At 67.6% G+C, this 15517-nt stretch carries 19 protein-coding genes and 1 other RNA gene; 11 read left to right on the top strand and 9 right to left on the bottom strand.

Annotated elements, in window-relative coordinates; all coding sequences use genetic code 11:
- Positions 1–79 precede the first annotated feature (79 nt).
- A complete protein-coding gene (locus tag MA09_RS01825) occupies positions 80–1321 on the top strand; it encodes a glycosyltransferase (RefSeq protein ID WP_036244741.1) in 1242 nt (413 codons plus the stop codon).
- Between the two features lie 4 nt (positions 1322–1325).
- Here the strand turns inward: MA09_RS01825 and MA09_RS01820 are convergent, their stop codons facing one another.
- A complete protein-coding gene (locus MA09_RS01820) occupies positions 1326–2222 on the bottom strand; it encodes a LysR family transcriptional regulator (RefSeq protein WP_036244737.1) in 897 nt (298 codons plus the stop codon).
- Between the two features lie 89 nt (positions 2223–2311).
- On the opposite strand from MA09_RS01820, the gene gstA reads away from it, so the two are divergent.
- A complete protein-coding gene (gene gstA / locus MA09_RS01815) occupies positions 2312–2926 on the top strand; it encodes a glutathione transferase GstA (protein WP_036244736.1) in 615 nt (204 codons plus the stop codon).
- On the top strand, positions 2923–3597 hold the full coding sequence (locus MA09_RS01810; protein WP_036244734.1) for a glutathione S-transferase family protein: 675 nt from the start codon (positions 2923–2925) through the stop codon (positions 3595–3597). Before gstA ends, MA09_RS01810 begins: the two co-directional genes overlap by 4 nt.
- Here the strand turns inward: MA09_RS01810 and MA09_RS01805 are convergent.
- Positions 3589–4149: a YdeI family protein gene (locus tag MA09_RS01805; protein WP_036244732.1), complete on the bottom strand. Its 561-nt coding sequence runs from the start codon at positions 4147–4149 to the stop codon at positions 3589–3591. The two genes, MA09_RS01810 and MA09_RS01805, sit on opposite strands and share 9 nt — an antisense overlap.
- On the bottom strand, positions 4146–5051 hold the full coding sequence (locus MA09_RS01800) for a LysR family transcriptional regulator (protein ID WP_036244731.1): 906 nt from the start codon (positions 5049–5051) through the stop codon (positions 4146–4148). Before MA09_RS01800 ends, MA09_RS01805 begins: the two co-directional genes overlap by 4 nt.
- Positions 5052–5123: 72 nt before the next feature.
- Between MA09_RS01800 and MA09_RS01795 the strand changes: the two genes are divergently transcribed.
- Complete coding sequence (locus MA09_RS01795; protein WP_081897368.1) at positions 5124–5588, top strand: DoxX family protein; 465 nt, start codon at positions 5124–5126, stop codon at positions 5586–5588.
- Here the strand turns inward: MA09_RS01795 and MA09_RS01790 are convergent.
- The 3 genes from MA09_RS01790 to groES form a co-directional block, all read right to left on the bottom strand.
- Positions 5522–5938: a hypothetical protein gene (locus MA09_RS01790; protein WP_051933078.1), complete on the bottom strand. Its 417-nt coding sequence runs from the start codon at positions 5936–5938 to the stop codon at positions 5522–5524. The genes MA09_RS01795 and MA09_RS01790 overlap by 67 nt on opposite strands.
- Positions 5939–6045: 107 nt before the next feature.
- Complete coding sequence (gene groL / locus MA09_RS01785) at positions 6046–7692, bottom strand: chaperonin GroEL (protein WP_036244729.1); 1647 nt, start codon at positions 7690–7692, stop codon at positions 6046–6048.
- Between the two features lie 47 nt (positions 7693–7739).
- A complete protein-coding gene (gene groES, locus MA09_RS01780) occupies positions 7740–8030 on the bottom strand; it encodes a co-chaperone GroES (protein ID WP_036244728.1) in 291 nt (96 codons plus the stop codon).
- A gap of 408 nt (positions 8031–8438) precedes the next feature.
- Here groES and MA09_RS01775 point away from each other — a divergent pair, with 408 nt between their 5' ends.
- The 5 genes from MA09_RS01775 to MA09_RS01760 all read left to right on the top strand — a co-directional run bounded on the left by MA09_RS01775 (position 8439) and on the right by MA09_RS01760 (position 10603).
- Positions 8439–8690 (top strand): hypothetical protein, encoded by a 252-nt coding sequence (locus MA09_RS01775; protein ID WP_036244727.1) that lies wholly within the window; start codon positions 8439–8441, stop codon positions 8688–8690.
- Entirely contained in the window at positions 8687–8998 is a 312-nt protein-coding gene (locus MA09_RS01770) for a cell division protein ZapA (RefSeq protein ID WP_036244725.1), read from the top strand. Before MA09_RS01775 ends, MA09_RS01770 begins: the two co-directional genes overlap by 4 nt.
- 45 nt (positions 8999–9043) lie before the next feature.
- Positions 9044–9224: non-coding RNA, 6S RNA (ssrS, locus tag MA09_RS23960), on the top strand.
- A 102-nt stretch (positions 9225–9326) separates the two neighbouring features.
- Positions 9327–9797 (top strand): EVE domain-containing protein, encoded by a 471-nt coding sequence (locus MA09_RS01765; protein WP_036244724.1) that lies wholly within the window; start codon positions 9327–9329, stop codon positions 9795–9797.
- Positions 9797–10603 (top strand): sulfite exporter TauE/SafE family protein, encoded by an 807-nt coding sequence (locus tag MA09_RS01760; RefSeq protein ID WP_036244721.1) that lies wholly within the window; start codon positions 9797–9799, stop codon positions 10601–10603. Before MA09_RS01765 ends, MA09_RS01760 begins: the two co-directional genes overlap by 1 nt.
- A gap of 160 nt (positions 10604–10763) precedes the next feature.
- Here the strand turns inward: MA09_RS01760 and MA09_RS01755 are convergent, their stop codons facing one another.
- The 3 genes from MA09_RS01755 to MA09_RS01745 are packed head-to-tail and all read right to left on the bottom strand — an operon-like array spanning position 10764 to position 14763.
- Positions 10764–12980, bottom strand: a complete 2217-nt coding sequence (locus MA09_RS01755; protein WP_036244719.1) for a molybdopterin cofactor-binding domain-containing protein — start codon at positions 12978–12980, stop codon at positions 10764–10766.
- Complete coding sequence (locus tag MA09_RS01750; protein WP_036244718.1) at positions 12980–13468, bottom strand: (2Fe-2S)-binding protein; 489 nt, start codon at positions 13466–13468, stop codon at positions 12980–12982. Before MA09_RS01750 ends, MA09_RS01755 begins: the two co-directional genes overlap by 1 nt.
- Positions 13469–13470: 2 nt before the next feature.
- Positions 13471–14763 carry a c-type cytochrome gene (locus MA09_RS01745; protein WP_036244716.1) on the bottom strand — a complete coding sequence of 431 codons (1293 nt, stop codon included), beginning with the start codon at positions 14761–14763 and terminating at the stop codon, positions 13471–13473.
- Between the two features lie 104 nt (positions 14764–14867).
- Between MA09_RS01745 and MA09_RS01740 the strand changes: the two genes are divergently transcribed.
- A complete protein-coding gene (locus tag MA09_RS01740) occupies positions 14868–15083 on the top strand; it encodes a DUF4287 domain-containing protein (RefSeq protein ID WP_036244714.1) in 216 nt (71 codons plus the stop codon).
- Between the two features lie 35 nt (positions 15084–15118).
- A complete protein-coding gene (locus tag MA09_RS01735) occupies positions 15119–15466 on the top strand; it encodes a hypothetical protein (protein ID WP_036244712.1) in 348 nt (115 codons plus the stop codon).
- The last annotated feature ends 51 nt before the right edge of the window (positions 15467–15517 follow it).

Below are 15517 nucleotides of genomic sequence, written 5' to 3'. Positions count from 1 at the left end.
CAGGCCGCCATGTCGCGTTTCTTCAATACGCGTTGAGCCCGCGGTGCCAGAATCCGGCATTTCTCTGGATTCCCGCACCATGAAATTCACCTTCCTCACCTACGGCACCGAAGGCGATACGCGCCCGCTGGTCGCCCTGGCCCGCGCCCTGGCGGCACGCGGGCATGCCGTCCACCTGCTGGCCGACGCCGCCACGGCCGGCAGCGCGCACGCGCATGGCGTCGCCTTCACCGCGCTGGCCGGCAGCATGAAGGACACGCTGGCGCCGGGCGGGGCGCTCGCCGATGTCGTGGCGGGCAAGGGCGGCGCCGCGACGCTGGCACGGGCGTTCGCGCAGTCGGCGCGCGACCAGACCGTGGCGTGGATGCGCACCGCGCGCGAGGCGGCCCGGGACAGCGACGTGCTGGTGTTCTCCGGACTGGCCAGCTACGCCGGCCTGGCGGTGGCGGACGGACTCGGCCTGCCCTGCGTGGGCGCCGGCCTGTGGCCGATGACGCCCACCGGCGACTTCGCCTCGCTGTTCCTGCGCACGCCGCGCCTGCCGCGCTGGGCCAACCGCCTGTCGCACCATGCTGTCGGCCGGCTGACCTGGAGCCTGTTCCGGCCGGCCATCAACGAAGGCCGGCAAGCGGTGTTCGGCCAGGCGCCGCGCTACCGGATGTGGCAGGGTTACCCGATCCTGTACGGCTGTTCGCCGGCCCTGCTGCCGCGTCCGCGCGACTGGGCGCCCGGGGTCGAGCTGTGCGGCGCCTGGCATCTTCCCCAGGAGCAATGGTGCCCGCCGCCGGCACTACAGCGCTTCCTGGATGCGGGCGAGCCGCCGCTCTACATCGGCTTCGGCAGCATGGCGGGCTTCGACCGCGGCGCGCTGCTGGCTGCCTTGACAAGCGCGGTCGGTAGGCGCCGCGCGCTGTTCTACCCCGGCTGGAGCGGTATCGATGCGGCGCAGCTGCCGCCCAACTTCTTCGTGCTCGGCGACACGCCGCACGACTGGCTGTTTCCGCGCACCGCGCTCATTGTCCACCACGGCGGCGCCGGCACCGTGCACGCCGCAGCGCGGTCGGGCGTGCCGTCGGTGGTCCTCCCGTTCGCGGGCGACCAGTTCTTCTGGGCGCAGCGCCTGTGCGAACTCGGCGCCGCCGCGAGCGCCGATGCCGCGCGCCTGGACGCAGCCCTGCTTGCGCAGCTGTTCGCAGATGCGTCCACGCCGGCGTGCCGCGCCAATGCCCTGGCGCTGGCGGCGCGCCTGCGCGAGGAAGACGGCGTGCGGCTGGCCTGCGAACGGCTGGAAGCGGGCGTGGCGGCGCGCCTGCGCTCCTGAGGCGTCAGGCGGGCAGGCCGAGCGCGGTGCGCAGGAACTCGAACATCACCTTCATGCGCTGCAGCTGGCGCGTGTCGGGATGGGCCAGTGCCCACAGCTCGGTCTCGAGTTCCGCGATCGGGCCATCCACGATCTCGACCAGCGGATTGTCGCGGAACACCGCAAGCGGCACCACGCCCACGCCCATGCCGTGGATGACGGCGCCGGCCACCGACAGCACGCTGTTCATGCGGTAGCGCGGCACCACATTCGGCAGGTGCTGGCGGCGCCAGCGCTGCGACGGATGGTCGGGCAGGGTAGCGTCGAGCGCGATCCAGTCCATGTCGCGGTAGTCGGGGATGTGCCGGTGCGCCTCCAGGTAGGCCTTGCTGGCATACACGGCGGCTTGCAGCTTGCCGAGCCGGATGCCGATCAGGTGCTCGGGCGGCTGCCTGGTCGCGCGGATCGCGATGTCGGCGTCGCGGTGGCTCAGGTTGGCGAGCGCGTTCGAGGCGACCAGTTCGAGCTCGATCTCCGGGTAGAGCAGGGTGAACTTCGCCATGGCCGGCAGCAGCACGCTTTGCATCACCGAGTCGGTGGTGGTGATGCGAAGCGTGCCCGAAGGACTGGTGCCGGTGTGGAGCGCCGCTTCCCTGGCCTGCTCCAGCTGAGACTCGATGCGCTCGGCGTAGCCCGCCAGTTCCAGTCCCAGCTCGGTCGCAGCATAGCCCTGGCGGCTGCGCTCGAACAGCAGCTCGCCGAGGTCCTTCTCGATGCGCTTGATCGAGCGGAATACCGTCGAGGTATCGACCTGCAGTCGTTCGGCGGCGCCGGCGAGGTTGCGGCCTCGATGCAGGGCCAGGATCAGTTCCAGGTCCGGCAGGTCGAGTTTCGATTGCGTTCTTGCATAGGATGGTTTCATGGTTGCCTATTTTAATTGCATTTTCGCATAGATAGAGTGGTGACATTCCCGAACGGGGAATCCTGCAACCATCCTGAAAGAGGCACACCATGAAACTGTACTACTCCCCAGGCGTCTGCTCGCTGGCTCCCCACATTGCCCTGCGCGAGGCCGGCATCGCCTTCGAGCTCGAGAAGGTCGACATTTCTACCCGCCGCACCGCCGGCGGCGAGGACTTCCGCGCCATCAATCCGAACGGCTACGTGCCGGCGCTGGAAATCGAACCCGGTTTCGTGCTGACCGAAGGCCCGGCCATCATGCAGCTCGTCGCCGACAAGGCGCCGGGCGCCCAGCTGGCGCCCGCCAACGGCACGCCGGCGCGCTACCAGCTGCAGTCGTGGCTGAACTTCATCACGTCCGAGATCCACAAGGGCTTCTCGCCGCTGTTCAAGCCGGCCATGCCGGAAGAAGCCAAGGCCCTGTTCGTCGAGGGGCTGGGCCAGCGCTTCGACTTCGTCGAGCGCCACCTGTCCCAGAACGACTACCTGATGGGCGAGCGCTTCACGGTGGCCGATGCCTACCTGTTCGTGACCACCAACTGGGCAGGCTACCTCGGGATCAAGCTCGACCGCTGGCCGGCCCTGCAGGCCTTCCGCGCACGCGTGGCCGGCCGTCCGGCGGTGCAGGCCGCGATGGCGGCGGAAGGGCTGAAGGCGGCAGCATGAGCCTCAAGCTCGTGAGCCACCCGCTGTGCCCCTACGTACAGCGGGCCGTCATCGCCCTCGAGGAAAAGGGCGCGCAGTACGAGCGCATCGACATCGACCTGGCCGACAAGCCGGCCTGGTTCCTGGAGATCTCGCCGCTCGGCAAGACGCCGGTGCTACTGGCCGACGCGCAGCCGGTGTTCGAGTCGGCGGTGATTTGCGAATACCTCGACGACGTGCTGCCGCCGCGCCTGCATCCGCTCGATCCATTGGCACGCGCCCGCCATCGCGGCTGGATCGAATATGCGTCCTCGGTGCTGAACATGATCGGCAGCCTGTATGGGGCGCAGGACGAGGCGGCTTTCAATGCGGCCATCAAGCTGCTGCGCGAGCGTTTCGCTCACCTGGAGACGGTGCTGGAGGAGGGGCCTTACTTCGGCGGCGCCCGCTTCTCGCTGGTGGATGCGGCGTTCGGGCCGGTGTTCCGCTACCTCGACCTGTTCGATGCGTATGGGGTGCATGTCATCGCGCGGGAGCTGCGCGAGGTAGCGGCATGGCGCGCGGCGGTGTCTGCGCGTCCCTCGGTGAAAAGCGCGGTCGCCAGCGATTATCCGCAGCGCCTGCATGCCTTCATCCTCAAGCGCGGCGGCGTCCTGGCCCGCATCCTCGTGCGGGAAACCGCGCTAGCTTAGGCGCCTACCGGCCGCGCAGGCCTGCATCAGCTTGTCCAGCCGGCCTGCGCGCGTTTCCGCCTTCTTCGCAGCCGTAATCCAGTGCAGCACCGTCTTGCGGTAGCCCGGCGGCACGGCCTCGAAATAAGCCCATGCGGCCGCGTCCTGCCGGAAGCGGGCCAGCTCTTCGTCTGTCAGTTCGGGCGCATCGAGCCGCTCGTGCGAATAGACGCCGGACTTCGCCGCCGACCGGTGGGCGAAGGCGGCCTCGCCGGCTGGCGTCATTCTTCCGTCGGCACGCAGCTTGTCCATCCTGGCGATGTTCACCACGCTCCAGATCGAGTCGCGCTTGCGCGGCGTGAAGCGGATCGAATACGTATCGTCGTCGATGCGCCGGCGCACGCCGTCGATCCAGCCGAAGCACAGGGCTTCGTCGACCGACTCCGACCAGCTCATGCAGGGCCGCCCGCTGCCTACCTTGTGAAAGCCCACCAGCAGCTCGGTCGCCGTGGCCGCATGTGCCGCCAGCCAGGCGCGGAAGGCTGCGGCATCGGCAAAGAAGACCGGACTCAATCCGCATCTCCCGGCAATTTGACGGCCGTGCGCAGGAAATCGAACATCGCCTTCATGCGCCCCAGGTAGCGCGTGTCGGGATGCGCCAGCACCCACAGGCCGATGTCCAGTTCCGGCAAGGGTTCCCCGATCATCTCCACCTGCGGATGGCCGCGCATGACTGCCAGCGGCACGACGCCGACGCCCAGGCCGTTCACGACGGCGCCCGCCACCGCCAGCAGGTTGCCGACCTTGTAGCGCGGCGCCACCTTCGGCAGGGCGTCGCGGCGCCAGATCCGGGAAGGGTGTTCCGGCAGGCTGTCGTCCAGCGAGATCCAGTCCAACTCCTCGATCTGCATGCCCGCCGGCTGCGCGGCCAGGTAGTCCCGTCCGCCCCACACCGCCGAGCGCACGGTGCCGAGCCGGATGCCCACCAGGTGCTCGGGCGGCGCATTGGTGACGCGAATGGCGATGTCGGCCTCGCGCTGCCCCAGGTTGGCGATGGCGTTCGACGTCACCAGCTCGAGCGCGATGTGCGGGTAGGCGGCAGCGAAGCGGGGCAGCACCGGCAGCAGCACGGTGTGGAACAGCGTCTCGGTGAGCGTGATGCGCAGCAGGCCGGACGGCGCGGCATCCTGGTTGAAAGCGGTCTCGCGGGCTGCCTCGAGCTGCTGCTCGATGCGTTCCGCGTGCGCGGCCAGCGCCCGTCCGAGCGCGGTGGCGGTGTAGCCGTGGCGGCCGCGGTCGAACAGCACGTCGCCGATGTCCCGTTCGATGCGGCGCACTGCGCGGAACACCGTGGACGCATCCACCCGCAGGCGTTCGGCGGCGCGCGCCAGGGTACGGCCGCGGTGCAGGGCGAGGATGGTCTCCAGGTCGGGCAGGCCCAGCTTCGTCGGCAGTGTTGCAGGGGGTGTTTTCATGGCTGCTTATTTTAATGGCGCCCCTGCGTGGCTAGAGTGAGGGCATTCCCACCATCACCGCAAAGGCAGATCATGAATACGTACCGCGTCGTTCCTTATGCCGCCATGCTGCTGCGCCTTGCGCTCGGCGCCGCCTGGCTGTCCCACGCTTTCCTGAAGCTGGCGGCCTTCAGTATGCCCGCAGTTGGCGCCTTCCTCAATGCGGCAGGCATGCCGACCCCGGTGGCCTGGCCGGTGGCGCTGCTGGAACTGGCGGGCGGCATCCTGATCGTCCTCGGCATCCACGGCCGGGTGGCATCGACGGCGCTGCTGCCGCTGCTGGCCGGCGCCCTGCTCGCGCACACCGGCAACGGCTGGACCGCCGCCGTTCCGGGAGGCGGCTGGCTGTATCCGGCGATCCTGATGATGGCGACGCTGCTGCATGTCAGGCTTGGCGACGGCGCCGCCGCGCTGCGGGCCGGACCGGCGCGTCAGGCAGCCAGCCGCAAGCCCTTCGCTTCGCACCACGTGCGCAGCGCAGCCAGGGTGCGCTCCTGACGGAAGGCGTGCCAGGCGGGGAGCAGGCCACGTTGCTGCGCCAGCCTGGCGAAGCGCTCGAAGCCGCCGGCGCCGCGCAAGAGCGCAGCCACGCCTTCCTCGTCGCCGGGCATGTGCAGGCGCACGAAGTCGGCTACCTGCGCCGGGCCCAGGCCGAGTCGGGCCGCGCCCGGCACCGGGATGTATCGGGCTTCGTCATGGATGTCCTCCGGCAGCGGCGCATGGCTGCCGACCATGTCCGCATAGACCAGCACCGCGCCACTGGCAGGGCAGACCCAGGCCCTGCCGGCGCGCGGCGGGTCGGCCAGGATCATCGCGTTCTCGAGTTCGTCCGCATTCACGGTCGCCATGCTTGCCTCCAAAAAGAAAAAAGCCTGCAAGTCAACCTTACAGGCTTTTTCGGGAAGGGCGGCGCCGGAAGAACCGGCGCCAGCCTTCCCATGCAGGGCGTGGACTATTACATCATGCCGTCCATGCCGCCCATGCCGCCCATGCCTCCCATGCCGCCCATGCCGCCGGCCGGCTTGTCTTCAACGACTTCCGAGACCATGCAGTCGGTGGTCAGCATCAGGCCGGCGATCGAGGCTGCATTTTGCAGAGCCGAACGGGTGACCTTGGCCGGATCCAGCACGCCCATTTCGACCATGTCGCCATAGGTGCCGTTGGCAGCGTTGTAGCCGTAGTTGCCGGTGCCGTTCAGGACGGCGGCGACCACGACCGACGGCTCGTCGCCGGCGTTCTGGACGATCATGCGCAGCGGCTCTTCCATGGCGCGCAGGACGATCTTGATACCTGCGTCCTGGTCCGGGTTGTCGCCCTTGATGTCCAGGTTGGCGCGAGCGCGCAGCAGGGCCACGCCGCCGCCCGGGACGATGCCTTCTTCCACGGCAGCGCGGGTTGCGTGCAGCGCGTCTTCCACGCGTGCCTTCTTCTCTTTCATCTCGACTTCGGTGGCTGCACCGACGCGGATCACGGCAACGCCGCCGGCCAGCTTGGCCACGCGCTCTTGCAGTTTTTCGCGGTCGTAGTCCGAGGTCGCTTCTTCGATCTGGACGCGGACCATCTTGACGCGCGCTTCGATCGCTTCAGCCGAACCTGCGCCGTCGATGATGATGGTGTTTTCCTTGCCCACTTCGACGCGCTTGGCCTGGCCCAGCTCGTTCAGGGTGACCTTTTCCAGGGTCAGGCCGACTTCTTCGGCGATGACCTGGCCGCCGGTCAGGATGGCGATGTCTTCCAGCATGGCCTTGCGGCGGTCGCCGAAGCCCGGGGCCTTGACGGCGACGGTCTTCAGGATGCCGCGGATGTTGTTGACCACCAGGGTTGCCAGCGCTTCGCCTTCGATGTCTTCGGCGATGATGACCAGCGGACGGCCGGCCTTGGCGACTTGCTCCAGCACCGGCAGCAGGTCACGGATGTTCGAGATCTTCTTGTCGCACAGCAGGACGAACGGGTTCTCGTGAACGGCAACCTGCTTGTCCGGGTTGTTGATGAAGTACGGCGACAGGTAGCCGCGGTCGAACTGCATGCCTTCCACGATGTCCAGCTCGTCGTTCAGCGACTTGCCGTCTTCGACGGTGATGACGCCTTCCTTGCCGACTTTTTCCATCGCCTCGGCAATGCGCTCGCCGATCGAGGTTTCCGAGTTGGCCGAGATGGCGCCGACCTGGGCGATCTCTTTCGAGGTGGTGGTCGGCTTGGCGATCTTCTTCAGTTCTTCGACGGTGGCGGCGACGGCCTTGTCGATGCCGCGCTTCAGGTCCATCGGGTTCATGCCGGCGGCGACGAACTTCATGCCTTCGCGGACGATGGCTTGTGCCAGCACGGTCGCGGTGGTGGTGCCGTCACCGGCGTTGTCGCTGGTCTTCGACGCGACTTCCTTGACCATCTGCGCGCCCATGTTCTGGAGCTTGTCCTTCAGTTCGATCTCTTTCGCGACCGAGACGCCGTCCTTGGTGACGGTCGGGGCGCCGAACGAGCGCTCCAGCACCACGTTGCGGCCTTTCGGGCCCAGGGTGACCTTGACTGCGTTGGCGAGGATGTTGACGCCTTCGACCATCTTGGCGCGCGCTGCGTCGCCGAAAATTACTTCTTTAGCTGCCATGTTCTGTTCTCCGAATGAATTCGTGTGTATTAAGGAATGCGTGACGATTACAGGGCCACAACGGCCATGATGTCTTCTTCGCGCATGACCAGCAGTTCCTGGCCATCGACCTTGACGGCCTGGCCCGAGTACTTGCCGAACAGGACGCGGTCGCCGACCTTCACTTCCAGCGCGCGGACTTGGCCGTTTTCCTGCACCTTGCCGTTGCCCACGGCGAGGATTTCACCCTGGTCCGGCTTCTCGGCGGCTGCATCAGGGATGATCAGGCCGGATGCAGTTTTGGTTTCCTGATCGAGACGCTTCACGATTACGCGATCGTGCAGAGGACGAAGGTTCATGCAAAACTCCTTATTTTTCAGTGGTTTGACTAGCTGTTCAAAGCCGCCGTACGGTGGCGGCGGCAGGGAAAATGGGTGCTTCAGTCTGTTAGCACTCTAGCCTGACGAGTGCTAACACGAACATGATTATAGGGACGATAACACCCCATTTCAAGCGGGAATGTGTGGAACCGAACCGACTTTTTTGCGAAAACACAATTCAATGGATGGGTTGTACACTGTCGGTAGCGGCATTCGGGACAAGCGCCGGGCAGGGTACACCGGATGGTGCCGGGGGCGCCGCACGGATGCCGCACGGATGCCGCATGGCTGCCAATGTTTTTATACTCTGCAGTGCGGACGCCGTCCTCTCCCGGATGGACGTGCGATTCGGTTGACGGAAAAACCATCTCAGTCCTATAGTGTCGAATGATTTCCGAATTTCAAGACCTCTCTGACAAGATCGACCGGCTCGCCCAGCTGACCCAGTCGCTGCGTGCCGAGAACTACCTGCTGCGCCAGGCCAACACCCTGCTGAGCGCGGAGAACATCGCATTCAAGGAGCGCCTGGTCGAGGCACAGCGCCGCGTCGAGGCGCTGCTCGAGCAGTTGCCCGCGCCCGCAGGCGATGGGGACGATGCCGGTCTTGACGCCGGCGAGCCGAACGAGGCAAGCCAATGATCCATCTCGATTGCACCATCATGGGCCAGCCCTACCGCCTGGCCTGCCGCGAAGGCGAAGAGCGCACCTTGCGCGAAGCGGTCAGCTACCTTGACGGCAAGATGTGCGCGCTGCGCGACTCGGGCAAGGTCAGGGGCACCGACCGCATCGCGGTGATGGCGGCGCTGAGCGTGGCCGCGGAATTCCTGTCGGTGAAATCGCCCCAGGGACCGCTGTCCGACATGTCGATCCTGGAAGTCAAGCAGAAACTGGAGGCGATGCACACCGTTCTCGACAAGGCCCTGTCGCCGCAGGAAAATTTGTCCTGAAGTCTGGATTGGGTTGACATGCTCGGCCAACGGAGTAAACTGCGCACTACCCTGCGGTGTTCGAGATTTGTCATATATTCCTTGAACCATTCATTCGCATAGGTTGTGGGACATGCTTGGTGGGCGCGAGCGTCACTAGTCTGACGAACCCGAAATCGAGCTGACTGCGACCACCTTGAGCCTTTTGGTTCGGGATGCCGGCAATAACGACACAGGCGGGGCTACATACACGAGCGGTTGCGCACTTCGGTACGCAGCCGCTTTTTTATTGTTCATGGTTTTGCAGGGTGGTCGGCTCCGCCGACCGCCCTACGTCGATGGAGATCGGATGCGATACTGGTTAATGAAATCGGAGCCGGACGAAGTCAGCTTCGACGATGTGCTGGCCGCGCCGCAGGGAACCGTGTCCTGGTTCGGCGTGCGCAACTACCAGGCGCGCAACTTCATGCGCGACGCGATGTCGGTCGGCGACGGCATCCTGTTCTACCACTCCAGCTGCGCGGTGCCCGGCGTGGCCGGCATCGCCGAAGTGGCAAGCGGTCCGTATCCGGATGCGACCCAGTTCGACGCTTCCTCTCCCTACCACGACCCGAAAGCCACGCAGGAAAACCCGCGCTGGATCTCGGTCGACGTGCGTGCCCTCGAAGCGGGACGCTACCTGCCCCTGGGCGAGCTGCGCACCATTGCGGCGCTGGAAGACATGGTGCTGCTGCAGAAGGGCAGCCGGCTGTCGGTGTCGCCGGTGACGCCGGGGCAATGGAACGCCATCGTCGCCCTGATTCGCGGGGAGAAGCGCTGATGGACCCGATGATGATCCTGGCCCTGCTGGCGATGGGCACCTTCGGCGGCTTCGCGGCCGGATTGCTCGGCATCGGCGGCGGCATGGTGCTGGTCCCCTTCATCACGATGATCTTCACCGCGCGCGGTTTTGCGCCGGAACTGACCATCCACATGGCGATCGCCACCTCGCTCGCGACCATCCTGTTCACGTCGCTCTCCTCGGTGCGCGCCCACCACAAGCATGGCGCGGTCCTGTGGCCGGTGGTGAAGCTGCTGGCGCCCGGCATCCTGATCGGTTCCTGGATCGGGCCCTGGATCGGCAAGCAGATGGATTCCACCGTGCTGGCAGCCTTCTTCGGCCTGTTCGTCGCCTTCTCGGCGACCCAGATGCTGATCGGGAAAAAGCCCGCCGCGGCGCGCGAGCTGCCGGGCACGCCGGGCATGTTCGCGGCCGGTGGCCTGATCGGCACCCTGTCGGGCATCGTCGGCGCGGGCGGCGGCTTCGTGTCGGTGCCCTTCATGACCTGGTGCGGGGTGCGCATCCACAATGCGGTGGCCACCAGTGCGGCGCTGGGCTTTCCGATCGCGCTGTCGGGAACGCTGTCGAACATCTGGTTCGGCTGGGGCGAGCCGGGACTGCCGGCCTACTCGCTCGGCTTCATCTACCTGCCGGCGCTGGCCATCATCGTGCTGGCCAGCGTGACGATGGCGCCGGTCGGGGCGCGCACCGCGCACAAGATGCCGGTGCGCCAGTTGCAGAAGGTGTTCGCGGTGATCCTGTACCTGCTTGCGGCCTACATGTTCTGGAAGGCGGTCAACCCGTAGGGGGTGATCTAGTCCGGTGGACTAGATCACGGTCCAGTGGACCAGATCACGGTCTCCCGCCCGCGCGTTCAAGCAGCTGCAAGATCACCGCGCACGACTTCTTGCCCGAAAACGATCGCCGCGTGGGCGGCAAAGCCGCCCACCCTACGAAAATCCATGTCTACGTAGCCAGCCGGCGCATGCGCTCACGATTGAGCGGCAAATCGCGCACCCTTTTGCCGCAGGCATCCGCCACCGCATTGGCCAAGGCCGCCGCGGCCGGCCCCTGGGCCGCCTCGCCGGTGCCGAGGAAAGGCTGGCCCGGACGGTCGACCAGGTGCACGCTGACGCGGTCCGGCACGCCGTTGAAGCGCAGGATCGGATAGCCGGCCCAGTCCTGGCTGAGGACCTGGCCGGCATCGAAGCGGACCTGCTCCAGCAGGGTCCAGCTGCTTGATTGGATGATGCCGCCCTCGATCTGGTTGCGCACTCCGTCGGGACTCACCACTTCGCCGCAATCGACGGCGGCGTCCGCGCGCACGATGCGCACGAAGCCGGTGTCCAGCGCCACCTCGACTTCCAGCGCGATGGCGCAGAAGGCGGCCAGGTTCTTGTAGCGCGCAAACGCAAAGCCGCGCCCGCGCCGGGCGGTCTTCCTGTAGCCGTTCCAGCCGAACTTCGCCGCGGCCAGCTTGACCACCTCGATGGCGCGCGGATCGGCCAGGTGACGCAGGCGGAAGGCCACCGGGTCCAGGCCGGCCGCATGTGCCAGCTCGTCCATGAAACTTTCGATCGCGAACACGTTGCAATAGGCGCCCAGCGAGCGCAGCGCCGAGGTGCGGAAGGGCCCGGCCGGCTGGAAGCGGTGGGTCACGCGCGCGTTCGGCAGCACGTAATAAGGGATGGCATTGCGGTCGCCGCTGCCCTGGGGTTGCGGGATCGGCGTCGGCGTGGGCGGCGCGAAGGGCTTTGCCAGCAGGGTGGCCGCCAGCAGGTTGCCGGCCTTGCCGGGCCGGGTGTTGTGCGGCTGGCTCCAGACTTCGTACTGCCAGTCGACGATGGCGCCCGCCGCATCGAGCGTGGCCGCGACGTCCGCCACCATGGCCGGGCCGAAGGGTTCCCAGGCGTGTTCGTCCTCGCGCATCCACTGCACCCGGATCGGCAGGCCGGGAAAGGCGCGCGCCATCAGCACCGCGTCGGCGGCGACGTCGTCGGCCCCGTTGTGGCCGTAGCAGCCGGAACCCTCGGCGTGGATGCAGCGTACTGCCTCGACGGGCGCCCCCAGCAGCTCGGCCAGCGCGCCGCGCAGCGGGAACACGCCCTGCGAGTGCGTCCATACCGTGTAACGGCCTTCCTCCAGCAGTGCGATCGCGCATGAGGGGCCGATCGAGGCATGCAGCTGGAAGGGGCGGGTGTAGCTGGCGCGTACGCGCCTGCCGGACGCGCCGGGCTTGCCCTGGGCCAGGACCTGCTGCGGTGTCGAGGGCAGGCTGCGCACCGTTGCGGCCAGGTCGCGTCCGGCGGGCAGGCTGGCCGGGACTTCCCAGCGCGCGGCGCGCGCCAGCGCCCTGGCGGCCTTCACCGCGCGGTATTCCTCGTCGGCGATCACGGCCAGGAAGCGGCCGTCGTGCACGATTTCCAGCACGCCGGGAAGGCGCGCCACCGCGGCCTTGTCGAGGCCCAGCAGGCGCGCATGCGGGGAGGGCGGGCGCACCACGCGGCCATGCATCATGCCGGGCAGGCGCAGGTCCTGCACGTAGGCCACATATCCCTTCAGCTTGCCCGGGATGTCGACCCGCGGCAGCGTCACGCCGATGTGGCGCCGCGCCTCGGGACTGCGCGGCGGCAGGGCGTTGGCGGCGCGCACGTGCTGATCGCTGCCGGCCACCAGTTCGCTGAAGCTCACGCGCCGGCCGTCGGGGGTGCGGAACACGCTGTTGTCCTGCACCAGCGTGGCGGCCGGCACCTTGAGACGCGCGGCGGCTCGCTCGTGCAGCAGGGCGCGCACCTGTGCGGCCGCGTGGCGAATGGCGGTGGCGCTGTCCTGCATCGAGTGGCTGCCTGCCGTGTAGCCCTCGTCGGGCGAGCGCGCGGTGTCGGCGGTTTCCAGCACCAGGCGCCCGGGATCGATCTGCAGTTCGTGGGCGGCCACCTGCAGCAGCGCGGTCTTGATGCCCTGGCCCAGCTCGACCTTGCCGGTGAAGACCGTGACGCGGTTGTCGGCGCCCACGCGGATCCAGGCGTCGAGCCAGGGTTCGCGCTCCAGGCTGCCCGGCAGTGCGTCCGGCAGTGCGTCCGGCGCCGCGCGCAGCGGCAGCGCGAAGGACAGCGTCAGGGCGCCGCCGCCGGCCAGGAAGCGGCGCCGGCCCGGGCGCGTAGTGGGATCGTTCGCCGTCATCAGTAGTTCCGGATCGGCTGGGCCTTGAGCACGTCGGCGGCGCGGCGCACCGCGCGCAGGATGCGCAGGTGGGTGCCGCAGCGGCACAAATGCGGCTGCATCCAGGCCTTGATCTGGGCATCGGTGGGCGAGGCCACCTGCTCGAACAGGGCGGTGGCGCGCATGATCATGCCGGCGATGCAGTAGCCGCACTGCGCCGCCTGCTCCTCGATGAAGGCCTGCTGCAGCACCACGCTCGGCACCCAGCGCGTGCCGCCGGATTCCACGGTGCGCACGGCGCGCTTGCCGACCATCGATACCGGCAGCAGGCAGGACATAACGGGCTCCTTGTCGAGCATGACGGTGCAGGAGCCGCACTGCCCGAGGCCGCAGCCGAACTTGGCGCCATTGAGTTTCAGGTCGTTGCGCAGCACGTAGAGCAGCGGCGTGTCGGCGTCGACGTCGACCTCGTGCGGCTTGCCGTTGACCTGCAGCGTGAAGCTAGCCATTCTTACCTCGTTTCTTTCACCGTATCGTCCAGCTCCGGCCAGGGCTCGGCCCCTGCGCCGTAGCGGCGCAGGTAGGCCGCCAGCGCCGTTACCTGCTCGTCGCCCAGCAGCGCGGCAAAACCCGGCATCCAGCGCCCCGGTTCGCCCTCGGGCGGCACGATGCCTTTGCGGATGATGCGGACCAGGCTGCGCGGGTCCGGGTCGTACAGGGCCACTGCCTTCTGCAGCTGCAGCGCAGCACCGGAACTGGGGCCGCGCCCGGCATCGTGGCAGCTGGCGCAGGCCATCGTATAGGTCTCGTAGCCGAGGCGCATGCGCGCCAATTCGGGATCATTGTCGGCAGGCTGGGGCAGCGGGCCGGCCTGCCGCGCGGGCGTCGCGCGGGCCGGGGCTTGTGCCAGGTAACCGTGGATGTAGGTGGCGAGGGCGGCGACGTCGGCGGGATCGGCCTGGCCGAGGTTGACGACCACGTTCTGCATCGGCCCCCCGGCCACGGCGTGCTCGGGGGCGATGCCGGTGCGCAGGTAGGCCAGCAGGTGCTCGCGCGTCCACGGCAGCGGCGACGGAGAACGCGCATTGAGCGCGGGTGCGTACCAGCCCCCGGCATCGCCGCCGTCGAACCGGCGCTCCAGGTCCGGGCCGCCGAGCAGGGTGCGCGGCGTGTGGCACGCGCTGCAGTGGGCCAGCACGTTGGCGACGTAGGCGCCGCGGTTCCATTCGGCCGATTGGCGCGCGTCCGGCTGCCAGGGGGATTCGTCAAGGTAAAGCAGGTTCCAGAAGGCGACCAGGGGACGGAAGCCGAAGGGAAAGCGCATCCGGTTCTCGCGCGCCGGGGCGGCGAGGGCCGGACGCGTCATGAAGTAGGCGTACAGGGCGCGCATGTCGCTCGGTGCCAGCTTCGTGTAGTGGTTGTAGGGAAAGGCCGGGTAGAGCAGGCGGCCGTCGCGCGAGACGCCCTGGCGCATCGAGCGGTCGAAAGCTTCCAGGCTCCAGCCGCCGATGCCGGTGCCTGCGTGCGGCGTGATGTTGGTGCTGTGGACGGTGCCGAAGGGTGTCTTCAAGGCCAGGCCGCCGGCGAAGGGTTTGCTCGGGTCGACGGTGTGGCAGGCCGCGCACATCCCGAGCCTGGACAGCTTGGCGCCGCGCGCCACCATCGCGGTGTCGAAGCGGGCGGGCGCTGCCTGCGCGGGCAGGGCGGGGCGCCACATGGTGAAGAACGCGGCCAGCGCCAGCAGGGCCAGCGCGGCCAGCGCCAGCCACCGTCGATTGCGCCGCGCGCGTCCTGGCCGCTCCATGTCCTTATCGTCTCCCCATTGATATCGTGCGGCGCATGTCGAAACCCGCCCCTGCCGTTCGTCGTGACAAGGCAGGCACCCTTCAACAATGCACGGAGAGCATTATGACCGAAAAGACAAGGCCGCAAGGTCCGGCTTCCTACTTCCCCTCGATCGAGAAAAGATACGGGCAGCCTGTGGCGCACTGGCTGGGCCTGCTGGAGGGAAAGCCGGGCATGAAGCATATGGAACTGGTGGGCTGGCTCAAGGCCGAACACGGTCTCGGCCATGGCCATGCGAATGCCCTGGTCGCCCATCACCTGGCGGCGCGCACGTCCTGAACGCCACCCGGCCGGGGCGGTGGTATGCTGGCGCCATGACGACCAATTCCGACATCGAGCTGTCCGGCCCCTTCCAGGCCAAGGACGGCAACGGCCGTACCCTCGACGTCAAGGCGATCCGCATTTTCGACGAGGGCTACGGGATCATCGACGTGTATGTCGATTTCAAGGCCCGGCTGGACCCCGGCGCGTACAAGGACACGGTGCTGGTGCGCCAGCTCGTCGACCGCTTGCGCGCGCTCGGCTATCGTGGCCCGGACTTCGGCCACAGCGACCCCGGTCTGCAGGAGAGCCAGGTGATCGTGCTCGAGGCGCCCGAGGAATTCGCGGCCTTCGCCAAGAGCCGCGGCTGGAAGAACCTGGCCGAAGACTTCGACGAATAATTGTCCCGCGGTTTTCCGAAGCTTGCGGGAAGCCGTCACATAACTATGCCT

The organism is Massilia sp. BSC265, assembly GCF_000740675.1.
GTDB lineage: Bacteria > Pseudomonadota > Gammaproteobacteria > Burkholderiales > Burkholderiaceae_D > Telluria.
Note: the sequence above shows the minus strand (reverse complement) of the source record. Positions and strands in the feature narration are given on the sequence as shown.